Genomic DNA, 18,796 nt, shown 5'->3' on the forward strand with positions numbered 1-18,796 from the left:
TATTGTAATGAAAACGAGAACCCCAATTTCAGTATATATAGCGGCAACAATAGGTTTAACAATTATGGCCTTTGAAATGTTCGCAAGCGATTCAGATTATTTTTCTTCTCCATTTTTCTGGGCATTGATCCTGATTGCCATCATTCTTCTTTTCATCATGAATTCCATTGGTGATCTGATAGAGAATGAAAGTTTCAGCAGATTGCCGGATGAAGAAAAACAAAAATATCTTGAAGAAAAAAAAGTTCCCTATTATCAGAAACTTTGGAACTCAGCTTTTAAAAAACAGTCTGTAACTGAAGAAAAAGATATTCTTATTGATCATGGCTTCGACGGAATCACAGAACTGGACAACTCCCTTCCGAAATGGTGGATCGGTCTATTCTGGTTTGGATGTATTTTCTGTGCAGTATACTTAACAGCTTATGCTTTCACAGATTATGCTCATCCGGAAGTAGAATACACCAAAGAAGCAAAAACAATGCTTGCCTCTATTGAAGAATATGAAAAAACAGCCCCTCAGATCAATCTTGAGTCTGCAAAATACAGTGCAGACAATATTGCAGAAGGTAAGGAACTGTTCAAAACCAATTGTGTAACCTGCCACGGAGATTCCGGGAAAGGAGGTATTGGCCCCAACCTTACTGATACACATTGGATCAACATCAAAGAAAAAAGTTTATTCAAAAATGTTTTCTGGATGCTCGAAAACGGTTCTCCGAATAATCCTACCATGAGACCTTTCATCAAAGAAGGAACCATCACCGGAAGAGATGCTGAAAAAATTGCAGCATATATTTATCATATCAACCAGGAAACCGCTCCTATTACGGTAGCACAAGGTGGTGCCGCTCCACAGGGAGAAGAGGTGAAATGGGAAAACGGAAACAATTAAAAACTAATAACCTTTTCATAAAGAACCATGCCACGCCCCCTTTACACATACTAACATTTGAATTTTCATTTTTGCTAACTAACCTTTTCAACATTAAAAAATGATATAAAGGGGGCTTTCTAAAAAATAACAATCCTTACCTTGGCTCGTCTTACTCAACTATTCACTTGACAACTACACACTAAAATTCCATAAAAAGGCAGCCAAGGCAGGATTTTTGCATTTGCAAAAAGGTACCATAACAAAGGCTAAATAAAATAGTATTATTATCTTTGTTACAAACCATATCGCATTTGAAACTGAAAATCAACACCACAAAACTTTTAAGGCGTATTGTAATAACCTTTATTTCAATATTGGTTTTTCTTACCCTGTTGATCTTAAGCTTAAGACTTCCTGCTGTTCAAAACTTCATTAAAGACAAGCTCATTGTCTATCTGGAGAAAAAAATCAAAACCAAAGTAAGCCTCGAAAGAGTTTATATTGGATTTCCCAACAGCCTTGTCATGGAAAATCTTTATCTTAAAGGACAGGATGTAGATACCCTTTTGTCAGTCAAAAAACTTGATGTAGGCCTTCATATGCTGAAGCTCATCAACTCTACAGCAGATATTACTTCTGTAGAAATGGAAGGTGCCCGTGCTCATGTCATAAGAAAGCCTGACGGCAAATTCAATTTCGACTACATCCTTAATGCTTTTGCCAGTAGTGACAAGGAAGAAAGTTCTTCCAAACCATTCATTATTTCTCTGGATAAAATCAATTTAAAAGATGTTGGGGTCATTTTCAACGACCAGCAGTCGAAGAATGATATCAACGTATATTTCAAATCATTCGACACCAGGGTTAAAACTTTTGATCTCAACAAAAACAGCTATGCTGTCAACGATATTAATCTTGACGGATTACAATTAAATTTAAAACAGGGGCTTCTGGAAGAAGTTTCCAAAAAAGTCGAAAAAAAGGTAGATTCTCTAAATAAAAAGAAACCGATGAGTATCGGTCTAAGAGGAATCAAGCTTACCAATTTTGATATCAATTACGGGGATGATAATACCAAAACATTTGCAAAAGTTCTTTTCAAAGAGCTCAGTACAAAGGTAAACAAGCTCGATCTTGAAAACAATTCCTATGCTGTTGACAATGTATTTCTTTCTGGCGCAGATATCGATGCCAACCTTTATCTGCCTGCCCAAAATGCCAATCCAAAAAAATCAGACAAACAGGAAATTTCAAAAGTATCTGAAAAAGATAAAGCGATGAAAGTTCTTTTAGGGAAGCTGGTTCTTAACGATGTAAAAGCAACTTACAACAATACCGCTGTTGCCGCAACCCGACAGGGAATGGATTTCAACCACCTGAATTTTTCAAAAATGAATGTGGAAGTAAGGAGTTTCAAAATGGAGAACAATACTTTCGCAGGAACTGTAAATTCAGCGGAAATTCAGGAAGCGAGAGGTCTGGATATTCAGAAATTCAACACCGATTTTGTATACGCAGAAAAGGAAGCCTATCTTAAGAGTCTTTATCTTCAGACTCCAAAAACTTTACTGCGTGATGAGGTTATTTTAAATTATAACTCTATTAATGAACTCACGTCCAACTTAGGTGCCGTAAAAATTTCGGCCAATATCAAAGATTCTAAAATTGGATTTTCTGATATTTTAAACCTTGTTCCCACCCTAAGAAACACAGTTCCGTTCAATAAATACCCGAATGCCATCCTTAATGTAAATGCTAACGTAAAAGGAAGTGTTAATGATCTTTTCATTCAAGATCTTAAAGTTTCCGGATTAGATCAGTTGAGAGTCGCAGCCTCCGGAAAAATCAAAAATGCAATGAATCCTTCTCAGCTCTATTATGATCTGAGAATCGGAGAATTTTCATCTAATGCCAAAACTGTTTTCAATCTTGTTCCTAAAAACACAATCCCTTCCAATATTGCCCTTCCTTCTCATTTCAGTATAAAAGGAAATGCAAAAGGAACAACTAAAGTGGTAAACGCAGATCTGAACCTTTATTCTACCCTCGGAAATGCCGCTGTTGTTGCACAAGTTGACATGCGGAAAAAAAATCATGAGTTATATGATGTAAAAGCAAATCTACAGGGCATACAAGTAGGAAAAATTATTCAAAATAAAGATATTGGCCCTATTACTGCTCAAATTGCCGTAAAAGGAGAAAGCTTTGATTTTAAAAATGCCAATGCTGATTTAAAAGGACATGTAGCTTCCGCGGTTTACAAAGGATACCGCTATCAAAATATGAATCTGACCGGTAAGATCAACAAAGGGGCTTATCATGTGATTTTAAATTCAAAAGATCCGAATGCAGATTTACAACTGACGGCTTCCGGAGTATATGATGAAAAAAATCCTACGGTAAAAATTAATGGTGAAGTGATCAAACTCGATGTCAACAAACTTGGCTTCTACGAGAAACCAATGATCATTGCAGGAAAAATTGACGGTGATTTCACCAGTCTTGATCCTAATAATCTGAATGGATATTTAAATCTAAAAGATTTTGCGTTTTCGGATACCAAAGAAGTGTATCCGGTACAGGAGGTTAACCTGAAAGCATCTTCCACCACAGATTCTACGCAGATTGTTTTCAATTCACAAATTGCAGATGTTGAACTGAAAGGGAAATATAAGCTTACTCAGATTTTCGGAGCTTTAACGAAAACTATCAATCAGTATTATCAGTTCCAAAAGCCCGATAAGACGCAAAAAATTGATCCTGGACAGCATTTCACTTTTGTTGCAAAAATTAAAAATGATGATCTGATCAGAAAATTTGTTCCCGATCTGAAAAGTTTTGAAACCATCAATTTAACTGGAAACTATGATGCAGATTCTCAAAAAATTGAAATCGACGGACAGATTCCACAATTGCTGTATGGAGAAAACACTATTGAAAAAGGAGCTTTAAAAGTTACCAATGAAAACCAGGCTCTGCAGTATAGCCTGAATGTAGCCGCCTTAAAAAGTTCCAGCCTTTCATTAAATAAAATCAGTATTGATGGGGATGTAGCAGATAATATAATTAATTATAACATTACCACTAAGGACGAAAAAGATGCGACCCAATTCCTTATCGCAGGGAATGCAAAATCTTTAAATGACATTACAGAAATATCTCTGAAACCTAATGGTTTAAAACTGAACTACTCAGATTGGAATGTTGCTGAAAACAATAAAATCCAAATCAGTAATAAAGGAATTCTGGCGGAGAATTTCATTCTGTCTAATGCGGGGAGTGAAATTGCTATTCAATCTGAAAGCAGCAGCCCAACAAGTCCTTTAAATATTTCGTTGAAAGATTTTAAAATAGAAACCATTACAGAACTTATCAAAAAGGATACTGTTCTGGCAAGGGGAACCATCAACGGAACAGCACAGCTAAGGGATTTTATGAAAAAAATGACCTTTACATCAGATTTAAATATTTCTAACCTGATTGTCTATGGAAGTCCTGTTGGAAATCTGGCCGTAAAAGTGAACAATTCTTCACCGAACGTTTTAAATGCTGATGTTGCTCTTTCCGGAAATAATAATGATGTAAAAATTCTGGGAGATTATAACACTTCTTCCAGTAGCTTCGATATGAATATGGCGATCAACCAGCTTCAGATGAAGAGTATCCAAGGCTTCTCTATGAATGCGATCACGAATACAGAAGGTTATCTTTCCGGAAATCTGAAAATCACAGGAACCACATCTCAGCCGAATATTGCTGGAAAAGTAAAATTCAATGATGCTGGGTTGGAAATTGCCAAAACAGGAAGTGACTTCAGAAAATTAAATGATGAAATAGATTTTACCAGTCGTGGTATTGAATTCAATAAATTCAAGATCAATGATAAAGATGGAAATGCTCTTGTCATAGATGGGCAGGTACTTACGCAAACGTATAGAGATTTTGCATTCAATCTTAATGTAAACGCCAAAGATTTTAAAGTGGTTAATTCTGAGAAATCAAATGACGCCATGATGTATGGTATCCTGGCTATTGATGCCGGTCTGCGCATCCGCGGAAATCTTGATCTGCCAAAAGTAGACGGTAGATTAAGCGTTGCCGATAATACAGATTTTACTTTTGTATTGCCACAGTCTAACCCTTCACTACAGGAAAGAGACGGTATTGTAGAATTTGTTGATCAGGATCAGGTTGTTTTGAATAAAACCATTAAAGCAGACTCCCTGAACGCGCAAAGCCGCATCAAAGGAATGGATGTAAGCGTTAACATTGAAGTAAGTAAGGAAGCTAAACTTTCTATTATCATTGATAAAGTAAACGGTGATTTTGTGAAACTTCAGGGTGAAGCTGAACTTACGGGAGGTATTGATCCTTCAGGAAAAACGACTCTGGTAGGCGTATACGAGGTAGAAAAAGGAAGCTATGATCTTTCGGTAAGTTTACTGAAACGTAAATTCGACATTCAGAAAGGAAGTACTATTACCTGGACCGGGGAACCTACCATGGCTCAGATGGACATTACCGCTGTTTATAAAACGGAAGCTCCGCCAATTGATCTTTTAGAACAACAGATGAGTGGAAAAACATCTTCTCAGATGAACCAATACAAACAAAAAATTCCTTTCAATACTTTATTAAAGATGAAAGGTGAGCTTCTGAAACCACAGCTTTCCTTTGATATCACTACCGATGAAAAAAATAATTCTGTGTCATCTACCATTACAGATGATGTGAATGCAAAGCTTGCCCAGCTTAGAAATCAGGAATCTGAACTGAATAAGCAAGTGTTTGCCTTACTTCTTCTCAATCGTTTTATCGGAGAAAATCCATTTGAAAGTGCTGTCGGAATGTCCGCGGAAACCATGGCAAGACAAAGTGTAAGTAAGATACTTTCTCAGCAGCTAAATAATCTTGCTTCCGATTTGATAAAAGGAGTAGACCTGAACTTCGGTCTGGATTCTACAGAGGATTACTCCACAGGACAAAAAAATACAAGAACCGATCTGAATGTGGATATCAGTAAAAAATTATTAAATGACAGACTGAAAGTAACGGTAGGAAGTAACTTCGGATTGGAAGGAGAAGCCCGCCAAAATGAAAACATGACCAATATTGCAGGGAATGTTTCTGTAGACTATAGCCTTTCTAAGGATGGAAGATATATGCTTCGAGCGTATCGTAAAGATGAATATCAGGTGGCTCTCCAAGGGCAGATCATAGAAACCGGAGTTGGGTTTATCATTACATTAGACTATGATAAGTTCCGGGAAATCTTCCAAAAATCCAAAGAAAAGAAAACCAAAAAGAATCAAAACAATCAAGTGGTAGAATTTAAATAATGAGCAAAATATTCCCTACATATTGTAAATATCTATTGGCCTCCGGGCTTGCATCCGCTGTGGTTTCCTGTAGCAACACAAGATTCCTAAAAGAAGGCCAGATGCTTTATACCGGTGCTGAAGTGAAGATTGACAATGATACAATTTCCAAAAAAGAGAAAAAAGATCTTCAGTCTGCACTGGAAGCCAATCTCACTCCCAAGCCCAATTCTACCTTTTTAGGAATGCGTCCCAAGCTCTATTTTTACAATATTGCCAAAGAGCCTAAAAAAGATAAAGGATTCAATTACTGGCTGAAATATAAAGTAGGTGAAAAACCTGTATTATTAGGAGATGTGGATCGTGAATTCAATAAAGATATTATTGAGAACTATTCTGAAAATAAAGGATACTTTAATGCCAGAGCAACTTATGATACTGTCTCAAAGAACAAGAAAGCAAAAGTTGTTTACACCTTAAGACCTGGTTCCAGATATCTTATTGATGGAGTAAAATTCCAGAAAGATTCTACATTGATCAATAAGGAAATTCAGAATCTGACAGCAAGAACGCTTCTCAAAAACGGACGGCCTTTTGATCTGGATGTCATTAAAGCTGAACGTGAAAGAATAGACAGCCGTTTAAAAGAAAGAGGTTTCTATTACTTCCACCCGGATAATATTATTGTACAGGCAGACAGCACAGTGAGTAAAAACCATAAAGTAGAGCTTAATGTAAAACTTAAGGATGATACTCCCGATCTTTCTACCCAGCAATTCAGTATTGATAAGGTGGTTGTATTTCCCAACTATAACATTCAGGATGTAAAGGACGGAAAGTATAACATTCCAATGGATAAAGATTCTCTTTCTAAATATGCGTTTGACGATATTTATGTCATTGATCCACAACATAAATTCAAACCGAAAATTTTTGATCGGGCGCTTTACTTTAAAAAAGGAGATCTGTATAACCGATCCAACCACAATCTTACCTTAAACAGACTGATCAGTTTAGGAGTTTTCAAGTTTGTCAAAAATGAATTTATCACCTCAGATTCTCTGAACCATAAATTTGACGCCTATTATTTATTAACCCCAAGACAGATCCAGTCACTCCGTCTGGAAGCGTTGGGAAGAACAAACTCTGCCAACTACGCAGGAAGTGAGCTTAACCTCAACTGGACTCACCGAAACTTCTTCCGTGGTGCAGAACAGTTTAAAGCCGCGATCTTTGGTGCTTTTGATTTTCAGATGGGTGGCCCGGAAAATGCTAATAATATGTTCCGTGCAGGTGCCAATGTACAACTTTCGATTCCGAGAATTGTAGCGCCATTCCGTTTTAATTCTTCCAGTGCATTTGTTCCAAGAACGAATATCAATTTGGGATATGAGTTCCAGAACAGAACACAATATTATACCCTTAATAATTTTACCGGCTCATTTGGATATGTATGGAAAGAAAATGTAAGGAAAGAGCATGAACTGAAAGTGCTTGACATCACTTTGGTTTCTCCCGCTAAAGTAACAGCCTTGTATGATTCTATTTCCAAGAATAATGCCGCTATGCAGAGGATTGTAGCAAAACAGCTTATTTTTGGTCCTACTTACTCCTACACGTATACCAATACAATGCAGCCAAAAACCAATACATTTTATTACAAAGGAACTCTTGATCTGGCGGGAAATATCACAGGATTACTTACAGGAGCCAATGTAAAACAAGGTAAAGAAAAAGATATTTTTGGAATTGCTTTCAGTCAGTATGCAAAGATTGAAAATGATGTCAGATTCTATCATAAATTCACTGAGAAATCATCGCTTGCAACGAGATTTATCGGAGGTATTGCTTATCCGTATGGAAACTCAGAATTCATTCCTTTCTCTAAGCAGTTTTTCTCCGGGGGAAGTAACAGTATCAGAGCGTTCCGTGCAAGAACATTGGGACCTGGAAGTTTTGACCCGAGAACAATTGAAGAAGGAGCTTATTTTGACCAGTCGGGAGATGTCAAACTGGAATTAAATGCCGAATACCGAGCTAATCTTTATAAATTTTTAAATGCAGCAGTTTTTGTAGATGCGGGAAATATCTGGCTTCTTCATGATGATCCTCAGAGGCCGGGCGCCAAATTTTCAAAAGACTTTTTAAATGAAATTGCAGTGGGAGCCGGAGTAGGTCTGAGACTGGATTTTTCTATCCTGATTTTACGACTGGATCTGGCCATGCCATTACGTGTTCCTTATTATGAAAAAGGGAGCAGATGGGCCTTTGATAAAATTAATTTCGGGGACCCAAGCTGGAGAAAAGATAATCTTGTATTAAATATTGCCATCGGATATCCTTTTTAATATGGTTAAAAATGCTCAATTTTTCTGGGAAGTTCTAAAAGACACCTTTACAGAGTGGAATAATTCTTCTGCATCAAAAGATTCAGCAAGTCTTGCTTATTATGCTATATTTTCTATCCCTGGATTGTTGATCATTATTATCTGGGTATTGGGAAATTTCTTTGGAGAAGAAGCCATCAGAGGGCAAATTAGCTCTCAAATTAGTGGTATTATGGGCGCAGATGTTGCCAAAAGTATTGAAGGAATGCTGGCTGGCGCTCTTATCGACAAAAAAAATGTTTTTATGAAAGCGGTAGGAGTAGGCTCGCTCGTTTACGGTTCTACTACTCTATTCTTTCAGCTTCAGCATTCTTTGAATGCGCTTTGGGATGTGGAAGCCGCTCCTAAAAAAGCTCTTCTCAAATTTTTACTGGATAGAGCAAACTCTTTGGGAATGATTCTTATATTAGGATTTCTACTGATGATCACCATGATTTTATCATCGCTTATCAGTCTTTTTAATCAGATCATCACTCAGTATTTTGGTTTTGAAACCTATATGCTCGTTGAACTTGTCAATTTTGCCATAGGTTTTGGACTTGTGATGTTTTTGTTTGCCTTGATGTTTAAAGTGCTTCCGGATGTATTGATCAGCTGGAAATCGGTATGGAGAGGAGCTTTCCTGACGACCGCATTATTTACCCTCGGAAAGTTTTTATTAAGTCTTTATTTTAATCAGGTAAAGCCTACTTCAGCTTTTGGAGCTGCCGGAACGGTAATTCTGATCATGATGTGGATTAATTATTCCTGTATGCTGATCTTCTTTGGAGCGAAATTCACTAAAGTATATACTTACAAAAAAGGATATCCGGTAACTCTTTCCAAACATGCCCGATGGAGTGCAGCTAAATTATATGCAGATAGCCTGAAGCAGATAAGTGGAACGCACCAAGATAAAGATTCACCTTCTACAAATAATTAAAATATTTATACGAAAAAACCTCCTGAAAATTCAGGAGGTTTTATATTTTACATTCTGTTTACGGTTCCTATTCCCAGAAGTTCCAATGATTTTTTGATCGTTTTTGCGGTAAGGTCTGAAATAGTTAAACGGAATTGTTTTACGTTTTCATCCTCATGATTCAGAATCGGGTTATTCTGATAGAATGAGTTGTATGCTTTTACAAGATCATATACATAATTTGCTACTAAAGCCGGGCTTAGCGTCTCAGCAGATTTTGCCACCACTGTTTTAAAATTCACCAGCTGCATCGTCAGTTCTTTTTCTGACTGATTTAAGGTAATATCAGCAGCTTCCGTCTGTACTGTTCCAGCTTTTGACAATAGTGACTGGATACGAGCATAAGTATATTGGATAAATGGTCCTGTATTTCCGTTGAAGTCGATACTTTCAGCAGGGTTGAAAAGCATTTTTTTCTTTGGATCTACTTTCAGCATGAAATATTTCAACGCTCCCAATCCTACAGTTTCGTAAGAAGCTTCTTTCTCTTCATCGGAAAGTGTTTCCAGTTTACCTAGTTCCTGTGCTTTAGATTTTGCTGTTTCATACATTTCCTTCATTAGATCATCGGCATCAACAACGGTTCCTTCACGGGATTTCATTTTTCCTTCAGGAAGTTCTACCATTCCGTAAGAAAGGTGATACAATTGATCTGCCCATTCGTAACCCAGTTTTTTCATGATTTTAAATAAAACCTGGAAATGATAGTCCTGTTCGTTTCCAACTGTATAAATCAGCTTTTGAATATTATTCTGTTTGAAACGCTCAACCGCTGTTCCTAAATCCTGAGTCATATATACGGAAGTACCGTCTGAACGTAGTAGTAATTTCTGATCAAGCCCTTCATCAGTAAGGTCACACCATACAGATCCGTCTTCTTTCTGATACAAAACTCCTTTCTCCAAGCCTGCCTGAATAAGATCTTTCCCTAAAATGTAGGTATTACTTTCGTATTGAACCTGATCAAAATCAACACCTAATTTTTTGTAAGTTTCATTGAAGCCTTTGTATACCCATGAGTTCATTTCTGCCCAAAGGTTTCTTACTTTTTCATCTCCATTTTCCCAATCTAAAAGCATTTTCTGAGCTTCCTTCATTATTTCAGTAGAAGGTTTGCAGACCTCTTTAAGATTAGATTTCTCAGCTTCAAGCTTACCTTCAATCTCTAAAACATCTTTAAAAATTGTATTAAATGTAACGGTTTGTTTTTTGATAAGATCAGCTTCTTCTTCTTTTGCAGATTTTTGTACTGAACCTGGAACAGAAGATATCAACGAATCATCATTTAAAACTGTATCTAATTCTGCTTTAAATCGAGCATCCAGATTTGAAACCTCACTATAATCTAAATTCTCAAGAGATTCTTTCTTTTTTGTTTCAAGAAGGTTGATTTTCTCGTTTAGGTTGGCAACCTCTTCCTTCTTATTGGTATCGAAAGTCGTAAAATTATTATTTCTAAAGTCTTGATAAATAATATTAACCTGTCTCTTTAATTCTTTATCAAACTCAACGTAGTAATTTCCTACAAACTTGTCTCCTTTTGTATGAGTAGTTTCAGGAGTTTCTCCTTTCCCGAATTTCTCCCATGCCAACATGGACTTACAGATATGAATTCCTCTATCGTTGATAATCTGTGTTTTGATCACATCATATCCCGCTTCTTTTAAAATCTGCGCAACAGAGAATCCTAATAAATTATTTCTGATATGTCCTAAATGCAAAGGTTTATTGGTATTCGGTGAAGAATACTCTACCATTACCGTCTGATCTTTCTTTTCTATAACCCCGAAGTTGCTGTGTACAGATCTGAAGTTATCCACAAAAAACTGATTCCTAACTTTAACATTAAGAAATCCTTTAACGACATTAAAGCTTTCCAGCAATTCTGTCTGTGCAGTAAATGCTTCCCCTAATTCTACCCCGATGCTTTCTGGGTTTTTCTTTAACTGTTTCACCAACGGAAAGGTAACAACAGTGAAGTCACCTTCAAATTCCGTTTTATTTTCCTGAACTTCCAGTTTGATATCTTTTAATTGATATACATTTAAAATAACCTCTGAAAGTTTTTCTTCTATAATATCTTTAATATTCATTTTCTTACGTTCAATTTTAATGTTCAGAGACAAAACACTACGGTGAAGGATCTTATCTCAGAATTTTGAAGTTACAAATATACGGAAATAAAAAAACCGCCCGAAGGCGGTTTTATAGGTACATAAGAATATTTATTCTTTTCTGAAAACTAAGGTTGCCTCATCGTTTCCAGGCGAATTATCAAGATTCTTACTATTATCACGAATTCTAAGTTCAGTACTAGAATATGATTGTACTTCTTTTTTCATGGTTTTAGTAACACCACCATCAAGATAGGTAATTGTAAGCGTGTTATACAAACTATCATAAGTCCATTTTCCTACGAAAGAGTCTGATAAATTACAGTTCCCCGAAGTTCCAGATTCATACCTGTCATACGCTCCTGAGAAATCTGCATTAATCATTATAACACCTTTGTCTTCACAGTCATTCAGTGCAATATTTTTACCTCTGAATTCGTACTTAAATGGCTTCCATGTTCCATTTATACCTACCTCATTTGTTACAACATTATTGTTATCATCATCATTAGAACATGAAACGATTCCCATTAATAAAAGAATTCCAATAAAATATTTCATAATTAAGTATTTTCTATCTCAAGCTAACATTCTTATAATTAGCCGGATTATTATTCAAATTAAAACTTATCCCAGAAGATCTTCGTTGAAACTTTATCTCCTCCGATTTTTGCTGCTGCTGCATTTACATTAGTAGCATTCAGTAGATATTCCTGATCAGAATAACGCATTCTTATTGGAACTGCTTCTACTCTAGAGTTTGAAGGATTTACAAATACCGGGAAGTCTAATCTTCTTGAGAAGTTCCATGCCTGGAATCCTTTATTGAACATCGCTACCCAAGACTGTTCTCCAATTGATTTTTTCCAATTTACAGCATCATACGGATTAGCCGCAACATATGCATTAGCGTTGGTAATATTTACTCCATATTCCGTCATAGAAGCCAGAATTGCATCAGAATATAAACTGGCTGCGGCTCCTCCAACATTGAATCCTCTCTGTGCAGCTTCAGCTCTTAAAAACATAATTTCTGTATAGTCTAATAAAAAACCTTGGGCATTTTCACCAGAAATAGCATTTGTAAAATGAGAGTATTGTCCAAAAACATTTTGCTTGGCATATTTTCCTCCAATATATGCGCCCCCCACAGTTGTAAACCAAATGGCTCTTCTTGGATCATTTTTACCATTCATAAAGTTCATCAATACATCAGAAGGTAAAAAGTCATTTCTACCAGATTGAATCACATCCTGATAAACAGGATTTGATAATAAACCTGAAGGGAAAGTCTGTAGGCCAAAGTTATCTAATTTTTCTGTAAATAAACCTCCTGAATAGGCCGCTTCAGCATATGTTTTAGCAAGAGCAGGTTCAACATCAGCAAGAGTAACTGCCATTCTAAATTTCAAAGAATTTCCCATTTTTTTCCATTTTGACATATCTCCTTTATAAATCAGGTCATTGGAATACCCTGTACCTGAGGTATCAATCATAGCAAGAGCAGCATCTATTCTTTTTATCAGATCAAGATAAATTGTCTTTGCATCATCATAAGGAATTTCTGAATTTCCTGGATTTTCCGCTGTTGCCTTGAGAGCTCCAAAATAAGGAATATCTCCATAGGTATCTACTAAATTAGCCCATGCATACACATTTACCAATTCAATCATTGCAATATTATTGTTTTTCTGAACAGCACTTACTCCTTCATCATCAAGAAATCTTCTAGCATCTCTTAATGCGGAAAGAACTCCTGGAGAGTTTACTGTTGCCGAAGAAGAAGCCATCATACGATTATAATGATTTCTGGGAATAGGTCGAGAAACCATATCATATCTTGATTCGTCAATATATGTTGTTTCTGACCATTGCTGAGTAAAAAACCTGGTGATATTACGGTTAACATTAACATTCAATATCTGATCAAGTAAAACCTGTTCAGCACTTGCAAAAAGTACTCCGGAAGGCACTTCCGTTGGGTGCTTGGGATCTTCATTCAATGATGTAATTTCTCTTTCACATGATGTAAAAGTTAATGATAATGAAGCTAAGCCTATGATTAAAAATATTTTTTTCATTTTTTTTAGAATTTTAAAGTTATATCTATTCCAATATCACGAGTCGTAGGCAGTACGCCGATAGACTGTCCTTTTGCAGCTAACCCATTTCCTGTCCCTGCTTCCGGATCTGCATATGGTAAATTTTTATGGATAATCCATAAATTTCTACCTACAATAGATATTTTTGCATCTCGAATAGATGTATTCGCTAAAATAGATTTTGGTAAAGAATATCCTATACTCGCTTCTCTTAGTTTTACATAGGAAGCATCATATACAAATCTCTTGTTTGGCATAACACCATATCCGTCCACACTTCCAGCTGAACTTGGATCGCCTGCTACTGTAGTATTCACATTTCCATTTGGATTAACTCCCGGATTGACCACACCACTTTCTCTGTAATAAGCCGTCTCTTCATATAATCCAGTTGCAATACCATAGGCCATATCCGGAGAATATACATCTCCTCCTTGCTTAACATCAATAAGGAAACTAAAAGAGAAATCTTTGTAACGGAAACTATTTCTTACACCTCCTACCCAGTCTGGTGTAATATTTCCAATAACCTGATTATTATTTCTAAGATAATTTCCACTAACTGGATCTACAATTTTGTTTCCATTTGCGTCATATTGATAATCTGATCCTACCAATGCTCCAAAGGCTTCTCCAACACGGGCATTCAAAGACACACCATTCTGATAAGTAGCCATTAGATAATTCTGTGAATTACCATTTAGTGAAATAACTTTATTTTCGTTCTTAGACCAGTTTACGTTAATATCCCAAGTAAAATTAGCAGATTTAAAAGGTGTACCATTCAATTGAACTTCAATACCCTTATTATCAATCTGTCCAGCATTTACTAAGAATGTTCTATACCCTGTAGCAGAAGATACCGGCAAATTGATAATTTGATCAATAGTTTTAGTTTTATAAATGGCCACATCAAACCCTAATCTATTTTTAAAGAACTGGGCCTCCATACCAAATTCTGTTTCTTTTGATCTTTGAGGTTTCAAATTAGGATTCGCAAGGAAATAAGGTTGATCGAATAGTCCTTCTCCTCTTGCTTTAAATGTATTTGCCAATCTGTAATTAGTCGTAGAAGATCCTACTTCAGCATAATTCCCTCTAACTTTCCAGAAACTAAGCCATGGCTGTTTCACAAATTCTGACAAGATAAGGGATCCTGTTACTGATGGATATGAGTAACTGTTATTTCCTTTTGGCAGGTTAGAAGATTGGTCAACACGGAAAGTACCATCTACAAATAAAAAGTTCTTATATCCAAAAGATGCTGTTGCATATAAACTTGAAGTCAAAAATTTCGCATAATTTTCATCAGGAGGAAGTATAGTTCTTACTGAATTGGATATAGCAAAAAGTCCCGGTTTAGATAAACCGCCTTCTGTACTCATGTATATGTTATCGATCAGATTTCTTCTAACGTTTCCTCCAGCAATACCACTTACATTCAAATCAGGGGTAATATTAAATTTATAGTTAGCAAATAAATCAAAATTCATTTCCGAATTTTTAACATTCGTTCTTGCATATCCTGAACCTACGTTAAGACCAGAGGCTCCGAACACCTGAGGTAATGATCCGTTCATAAGTCTTTCTTCAACAACCATCTGTAAATCATCATAGGATAACTTACCTGTGATACCAAAGTTTTTAGAAATATCATATTTTAATTGTGCATAACTAAAAACTCTTGTTCTATCATCTGATTGATAACTCTGATACCTTTGAAAATAAGGGTTATTCCAGTATTGTGGAGTACCATCAGTTGCTGATGTCCGATTCCAAGAAAAATTACTGTTTCCATTATTAGCATAGGCACTTCTTAAAGCATACACATCTACGTTGGTCTCCCACCATTGTCTAAACCCAGAAACAATATTATCTGAATAACCTGTTTCATTACGTCCTCTTGTACCTTGTAAAGTTAAGGTGGTGAAGACAGAAGCATGCAATTTGTCTGTAAAATCGTGATTAAACTTTGCTGATATTGTATTTTTCCTTAATTCGGAATTAGGCATCAATCCATTGGAAAGCATATTAGAGTATGATAAGGAAAGATTTGACGTTTTATTTCCTTTTTCAATGGTGACTGTATTAACATAAGTGACTGGTGTTTCAAAGAATTTGATAGGTCCATTTTTAGCGGCTACCCAAGGTGTTGCTTTTCCATAATTAGGTGAAGATGGGTCAAATGAATCCCATTGATACACCAATAAATTGGGATTAAATGCAGGTCCATATGATGCATCATCTCCAAAGTTAGCATAATTGTATCCTCCTGGCCCAGGATCTTCATTCCAAGATTCACCTCCATATCCTGCTCCATATTTTGACTGGTATTTAGGGAACGTAGATTTATCGATAAAGCCAGCTGTAATTCCAGAACTTAAAGTAACCCCCCAGCTTCCGTCATTATTTCCTTTTCCACTCTTTGTTACAATAAGAATAACCCCATCACTACCTCTTTCTCCATACAAAGCAGATGCTGCGGCTCCTTTTAGAACGTTTATTGATTCAATATCTTCTTGGTTAATATCTGATAAGAAATTTCCATAATCGAATGGAGCTCCCGTTGTTACGGTTGTATTATTAACAGGCGAACCATCGATTACAATAAGTGGAGAACCACCATTTAAAGATTTGTATCCTCTGATCAAAAGATTGGCAGATCCGCCAAAATTGTTATTCGTATTTACCTGTAGTCCGGCTACCTTACCTGAAAGAAGAGATGCTACGTTACCGGTATTGGTTGTTCCACCGGTTAATTCTGCAGCTTTAACTTCTTCAGAAGCATAACCAAGAGATTTTTTCTCTCTTTTGATTCCGAGTGCGGTTACCACCACCCCTTCAATCTCTTTTGTTTTTAGTGTATCATTCTTTTGCTGAGCTTTAGTAACAGCAATGGAAGAAGACAGCACTACAACAAGAAGGCCTGTTGTTAGTTTCTTCATATCAAATTAATTTTTGTGACTGTACAAATTTGTAAAACTTTCTTAATATCACAAAGAAAAATTCAATAAAAATATTTATTATTCAATATTTTAAAACAAAATATGATTAATAAATAATAAAATATGTTAAAATAAACACATTTAACAAAAATGAAATATTTATATGCTATATTTTTTTAGGAAATAATAACATTTATTTACATTGATAATATCTATATCATTATCATAAAAAACCATATATAAAACACTGATTCTCAATTAAGTGAAAAATTTATATTAAAAAAAAAGACTCTAAACAAAGCAGCACCTATGCAAAGCATATATTTTGCAGAAGTCTAAAAACCGACTTGGAAAGACTTTTTAAAACAAAAAAAACCGCCCGAAGGCGGTAATAAAATATATTAAAAATCTGTAAAATTAATTTTGGTTCCAGAAAGGAGTTTTATTGTTTTTAGTAAACACCTCAGAACTTGAAATATTCGGAACATTTGCTGAGTTACCTACATATTCAGAAGTTGGATAGATCAATCTCCACGGTTTATTTGCTCTAATTGAAGTTGTAGCCATAGGAGAGTAAGGATACTGTTGCTGCATTCTATTGTACTCAATATACATTTCCGTTGGATTGTAATGAGTTAAAAGAATCCACTTCTGTGTCATAATAGCTTCATACTTCTGATCAGTAGAACCTGTCCAACCTAATCCTGGTCTTGTAGAAATACTTGTTTTGTAAGCATCTATAGCTGCAAGAGGAACATTAGCATTCATTATAGTTGCTGATTCAGTAATACCATCAGTAAAAGACTGCTGAGCATTCCAGGAGGTAAATATTCCTGGGTACCTTAAAGCAGCTTCGGATTTAAGTAAATGAATTTCAGCTAAAGACATTAAAAGACCACCTCTGGCATTTCCTGCTGCCATAAGAGTTGGTTTAGGTGTAGCTACAGTGGATCCAACATAATAAGGAGATAAGGGGGAAACAACATTACTATCATTTGGAGCTCCTGGTTGTCCTGGCGTTGCGCCTTGTCTAATTCCTCTAACAACCACTGCACCATTATATGAAACTAAACTAAATATTCTACTTCTTCTAGGGTCTACAATACCATTAAATTTCTGATAAAATGCATTAGTCATTCCAGTATTATTACCATTCAAAACTGTTGCTATATGCTCAGAAGCAGTCATCAAAACTCTATTCTGCGCTTCTGCTCCTGCAGAATTATAAAATAAATTTAAAACAAGAGGATTTAAAGAGTCATCACTGCTTGATGAATAGCCTGGTTTTTCAAATACATTTTCATTCAAGACACCGTTTGCTGCAACCGTAGCTAACTGCTGATTTCTGTAAGTTGCAAGATCTCCTGTCACATTAGACATTCTCATCAGCAATCTTAACTTTACAGTATTTGCAAAATTAGACCACTTAGTCATATTACCTGCAAAAATAATATCAGTTGTTCCTAAAGCTATGGGTGTATAAGTGCTGCTTGATGATTGTGCATTTGCAATAAGAAGCATTGCTTCATCCATATCACTAATCAAAGATTTGTAAATAGCAACATCATCATCATATTTAGGAGTCAGGTTAGTCTGTCCTTGGAAAGCTTGAGAATAAGGTGCATCTCCATAAAGGTCAACGATATACTGCATATAATAAGCTTTCATTACCTTAGCAGCAGCCACATAGTAATCCTGAGAGTGATCTGCATTTGCATACTTCTCTATATATGCAAAATTGGCTAAAATAGGATATATACCATCCCATATTGTATCATAAAAACTGCTATTAACAGATGCTAAAGTGTATTCAGAAGAAAAAGGTCCTCCATAAGCATAAGAGTTCCCCGCCCAGCTATTCATCATAATATTACCAAACTGCATCATATCTCTCGACTGAGTTCTATATAGCTGAGTTACTGCACCTGGGAAAATAAGCTGCGGTGTTAAATTTTCCTGATGGATACTATTAGGGTTTTCATTGATGTCTAAGTAAGTATCACAAGAACTTAATGCAAGTCCCATTGCAACAAAAGACACTAAGATTTTTATTTTTTTCATTTTTTTCGATTAACAATTAACATAAAATAAT

The 18,796-nt window shown here is 35.8% G+C and carries 9 protein-coding genes; 4 read left to right on the top strand and 5 right to left on the bottom strand.

The features are described 5' to 3' along the window. Positions 1–7 precede the first annotated feature (7 nt). The 4 genes from ACQ76T_RS18825 to ACQ76T_RS18840 all read left to right on the top strand — a co-directional run bounded on the left by ACQ76T_RS18825 (position 8) and on the right by ACQ76T_RS18840 (position 9,504). Entirely contained in the window at positions 8–895 is an 888-nt protein-coding gene (locus tag ACQ76T_RS18825; protein WP_431344788.1) for a cbb3-type cytochrome c oxidase N-terminal domain-containing protein, read from the top strand. Positions 896–1,188: 293 nt separating this feature from the next. Next, on the top strand, positions 1,189–6,216 hold the full coding sequence (locus tag ACQ76T_RS18830) for a translocation/assembly module TamB domain-containing protein (RefSeq protein WP_431344789.1): 5,028 nt from the start codon (positions 1,189–1,191) through the stop codon (positions 6,214–6,216). After that, positions 6,216–8,543, top strand: coding sequence for a BamA/TamA family outer membrane protein (locus ACQ76T_RS18835; RefSeq protein ID WP_431344790.1), 2,328 nt, complete (start codon positions 6,216–6,218; stop codon positions 8,541–8,543). Before ACQ76T_RS18830 ends, ACQ76T_RS18835 begins: the two co-directional genes overlap by 1 nt. Before the next feature lies 1 nt (position 8,544). After that, complete coding sequence (locus tag ACQ76T_RS18840; RefSeq protein ID WP_431344791.1) at positions 8,545–9,504, top strand: YihY/virulence factor BrkB family protein; 960 nt, start codon at positions 8,545–8,547, stop codon at positions 9,502–9,504. Between the two features lie 47 nt (positions 9,505–9,551). Here ACQ76T_RS18840 and argS read toward each other — a convergent pair whose 3' ends face one another. The 5 genes from argS to ACQ76T_RS18865 form a co-directional block, all read right to left on the bottom strand. Continuing rightward, positions 9,552–11,636: an arginine--tRNA ligase gene (argS, locus tag ACQ76T_RS18845; protein WP_431344792.1), complete on the bottom strand. Its 2,085-nt coding sequence runs from the start codon at positions 11,634–11,636 to the stop codon at positions 9,552–9,554. A 132-nt stretch (positions 11,637–11,768) separates the two neighbouring features. After that, entirely contained in the window at positions 11,769–12,188 is a 420-nt protein-coding gene (locus tag ACQ76T_RS18850; protein WP_431344793.1) for a lipocalin family protein, read from the bottom strand. A gap of 89 nt (positions 12,189–12,277) precedes the next feature. Continuing rightward, positions 12,278–13,738, bottom strand: a complete 1,461-nt coding sequence (locus ACQ76T_RS18855; RefSeq protein ID WP_431344794.1) for a SusD/RagB family nutrient-binding outer membrane lipoprotein — start codon at positions 13,736–13,738, stop codon at positions 12,278–12,280. 5 nt (positions 13,739–13,743) lie between these two features. Then, complete coding sequence (locus ACQ76T_RS18860) at positions 13,744–16,704, bottom strand: SusC/RagA family TonB-linked outer membrane protein (RefSeq protein WP_431344795.1); 2,961 nt, start codon at positions 16,702–16,704, stop codon at positions 13,744–13,746. A 417-nt stretch (positions 16,705–17,121) separates the two neighbouring features. Beyond that, on the bottom strand, positions 17,122–18,765 hold the full coding sequence (locus ACQ76T_RS18865) for a SusD/RagB family nutrient-binding outer membrane lipoprotein (RefSeq protein WP_431344796.1): 1,644 nt from the start codon (positions 18,763–18,765) through the stop codon (positions 17,122–17,124). Between the last annotated feature and the right edge of the window lie 31 nt (positions 18,766–18,796).

Source organism: Chryseobacterium sp. JK1 (assembly GCF_050632815.1).
Lineage (GTDB): Bacteria > Bacteroidota > Bacteroidia > Flavobacteriales > Weeksellaceae > Chryseobacterium.

Excerpts from the sequence above, each read along its gene's own strand:
- ACQ76T_RS18855 (WP_431344794.1), bottom strand. The coding sequence starts at position 13,738 with ATGAAAAAAATATTTTTAATCATAGGCTTAGCTTCATTATCATTAACT.
- ACQ76T_RS18835 (WP_431344790.1), top strand. The coding sequence starts at position 6,216 with ATGAGCAAAATATTCCCTACATATTGTAAATATCTATTGGCCTCCGGG.
- argS (WP_431344792.1), bottom strand. The coding sequence starts at position 11,636 with ATGAATATTAAAGATATTATAGAAGAAAAACTTTCAGAGGTTATTTTA.
- ACQ76T_RS18865 (WP_431344796.1), bottom strand. The coding sequence starts at position 18,765 with ATGAAAAAAATAAAAATCTTAGTGTCTTTTGTTGCAATGGGACTTGCA.
- ACQ76T_RS18860 (WP_431344795.1), bottom strand. The coding sequence starts at position 16,704 with ATGAAGAAACTAACAACAGGCCTTCTTGTTGTAGTGCTGTCTTCTTCC.
- ACQ76T_RS18825 (WP_431344788.1), top strand. The coding sequence starts at position 8 with ATGAAAACGAGAACCCCAATTTCAGTATATATAGCGGCAACAATAGGT.
- ACQ76T_RS18850 (WP_431344793.1), bottom strand. The coding sequence starts at position 12,188 with ATGGGAATCGTTTCATGTTCTAATGATGATGATAACAATAATGTTGTA.
- ACQ76T_RS18840 (WP_431344791.1), top strand. The coding sequence starts at position 8,545 with ATGGTTAAAAATGCTCAATTTTTCTGGGAAGTTCTAAAAGACACCTTT.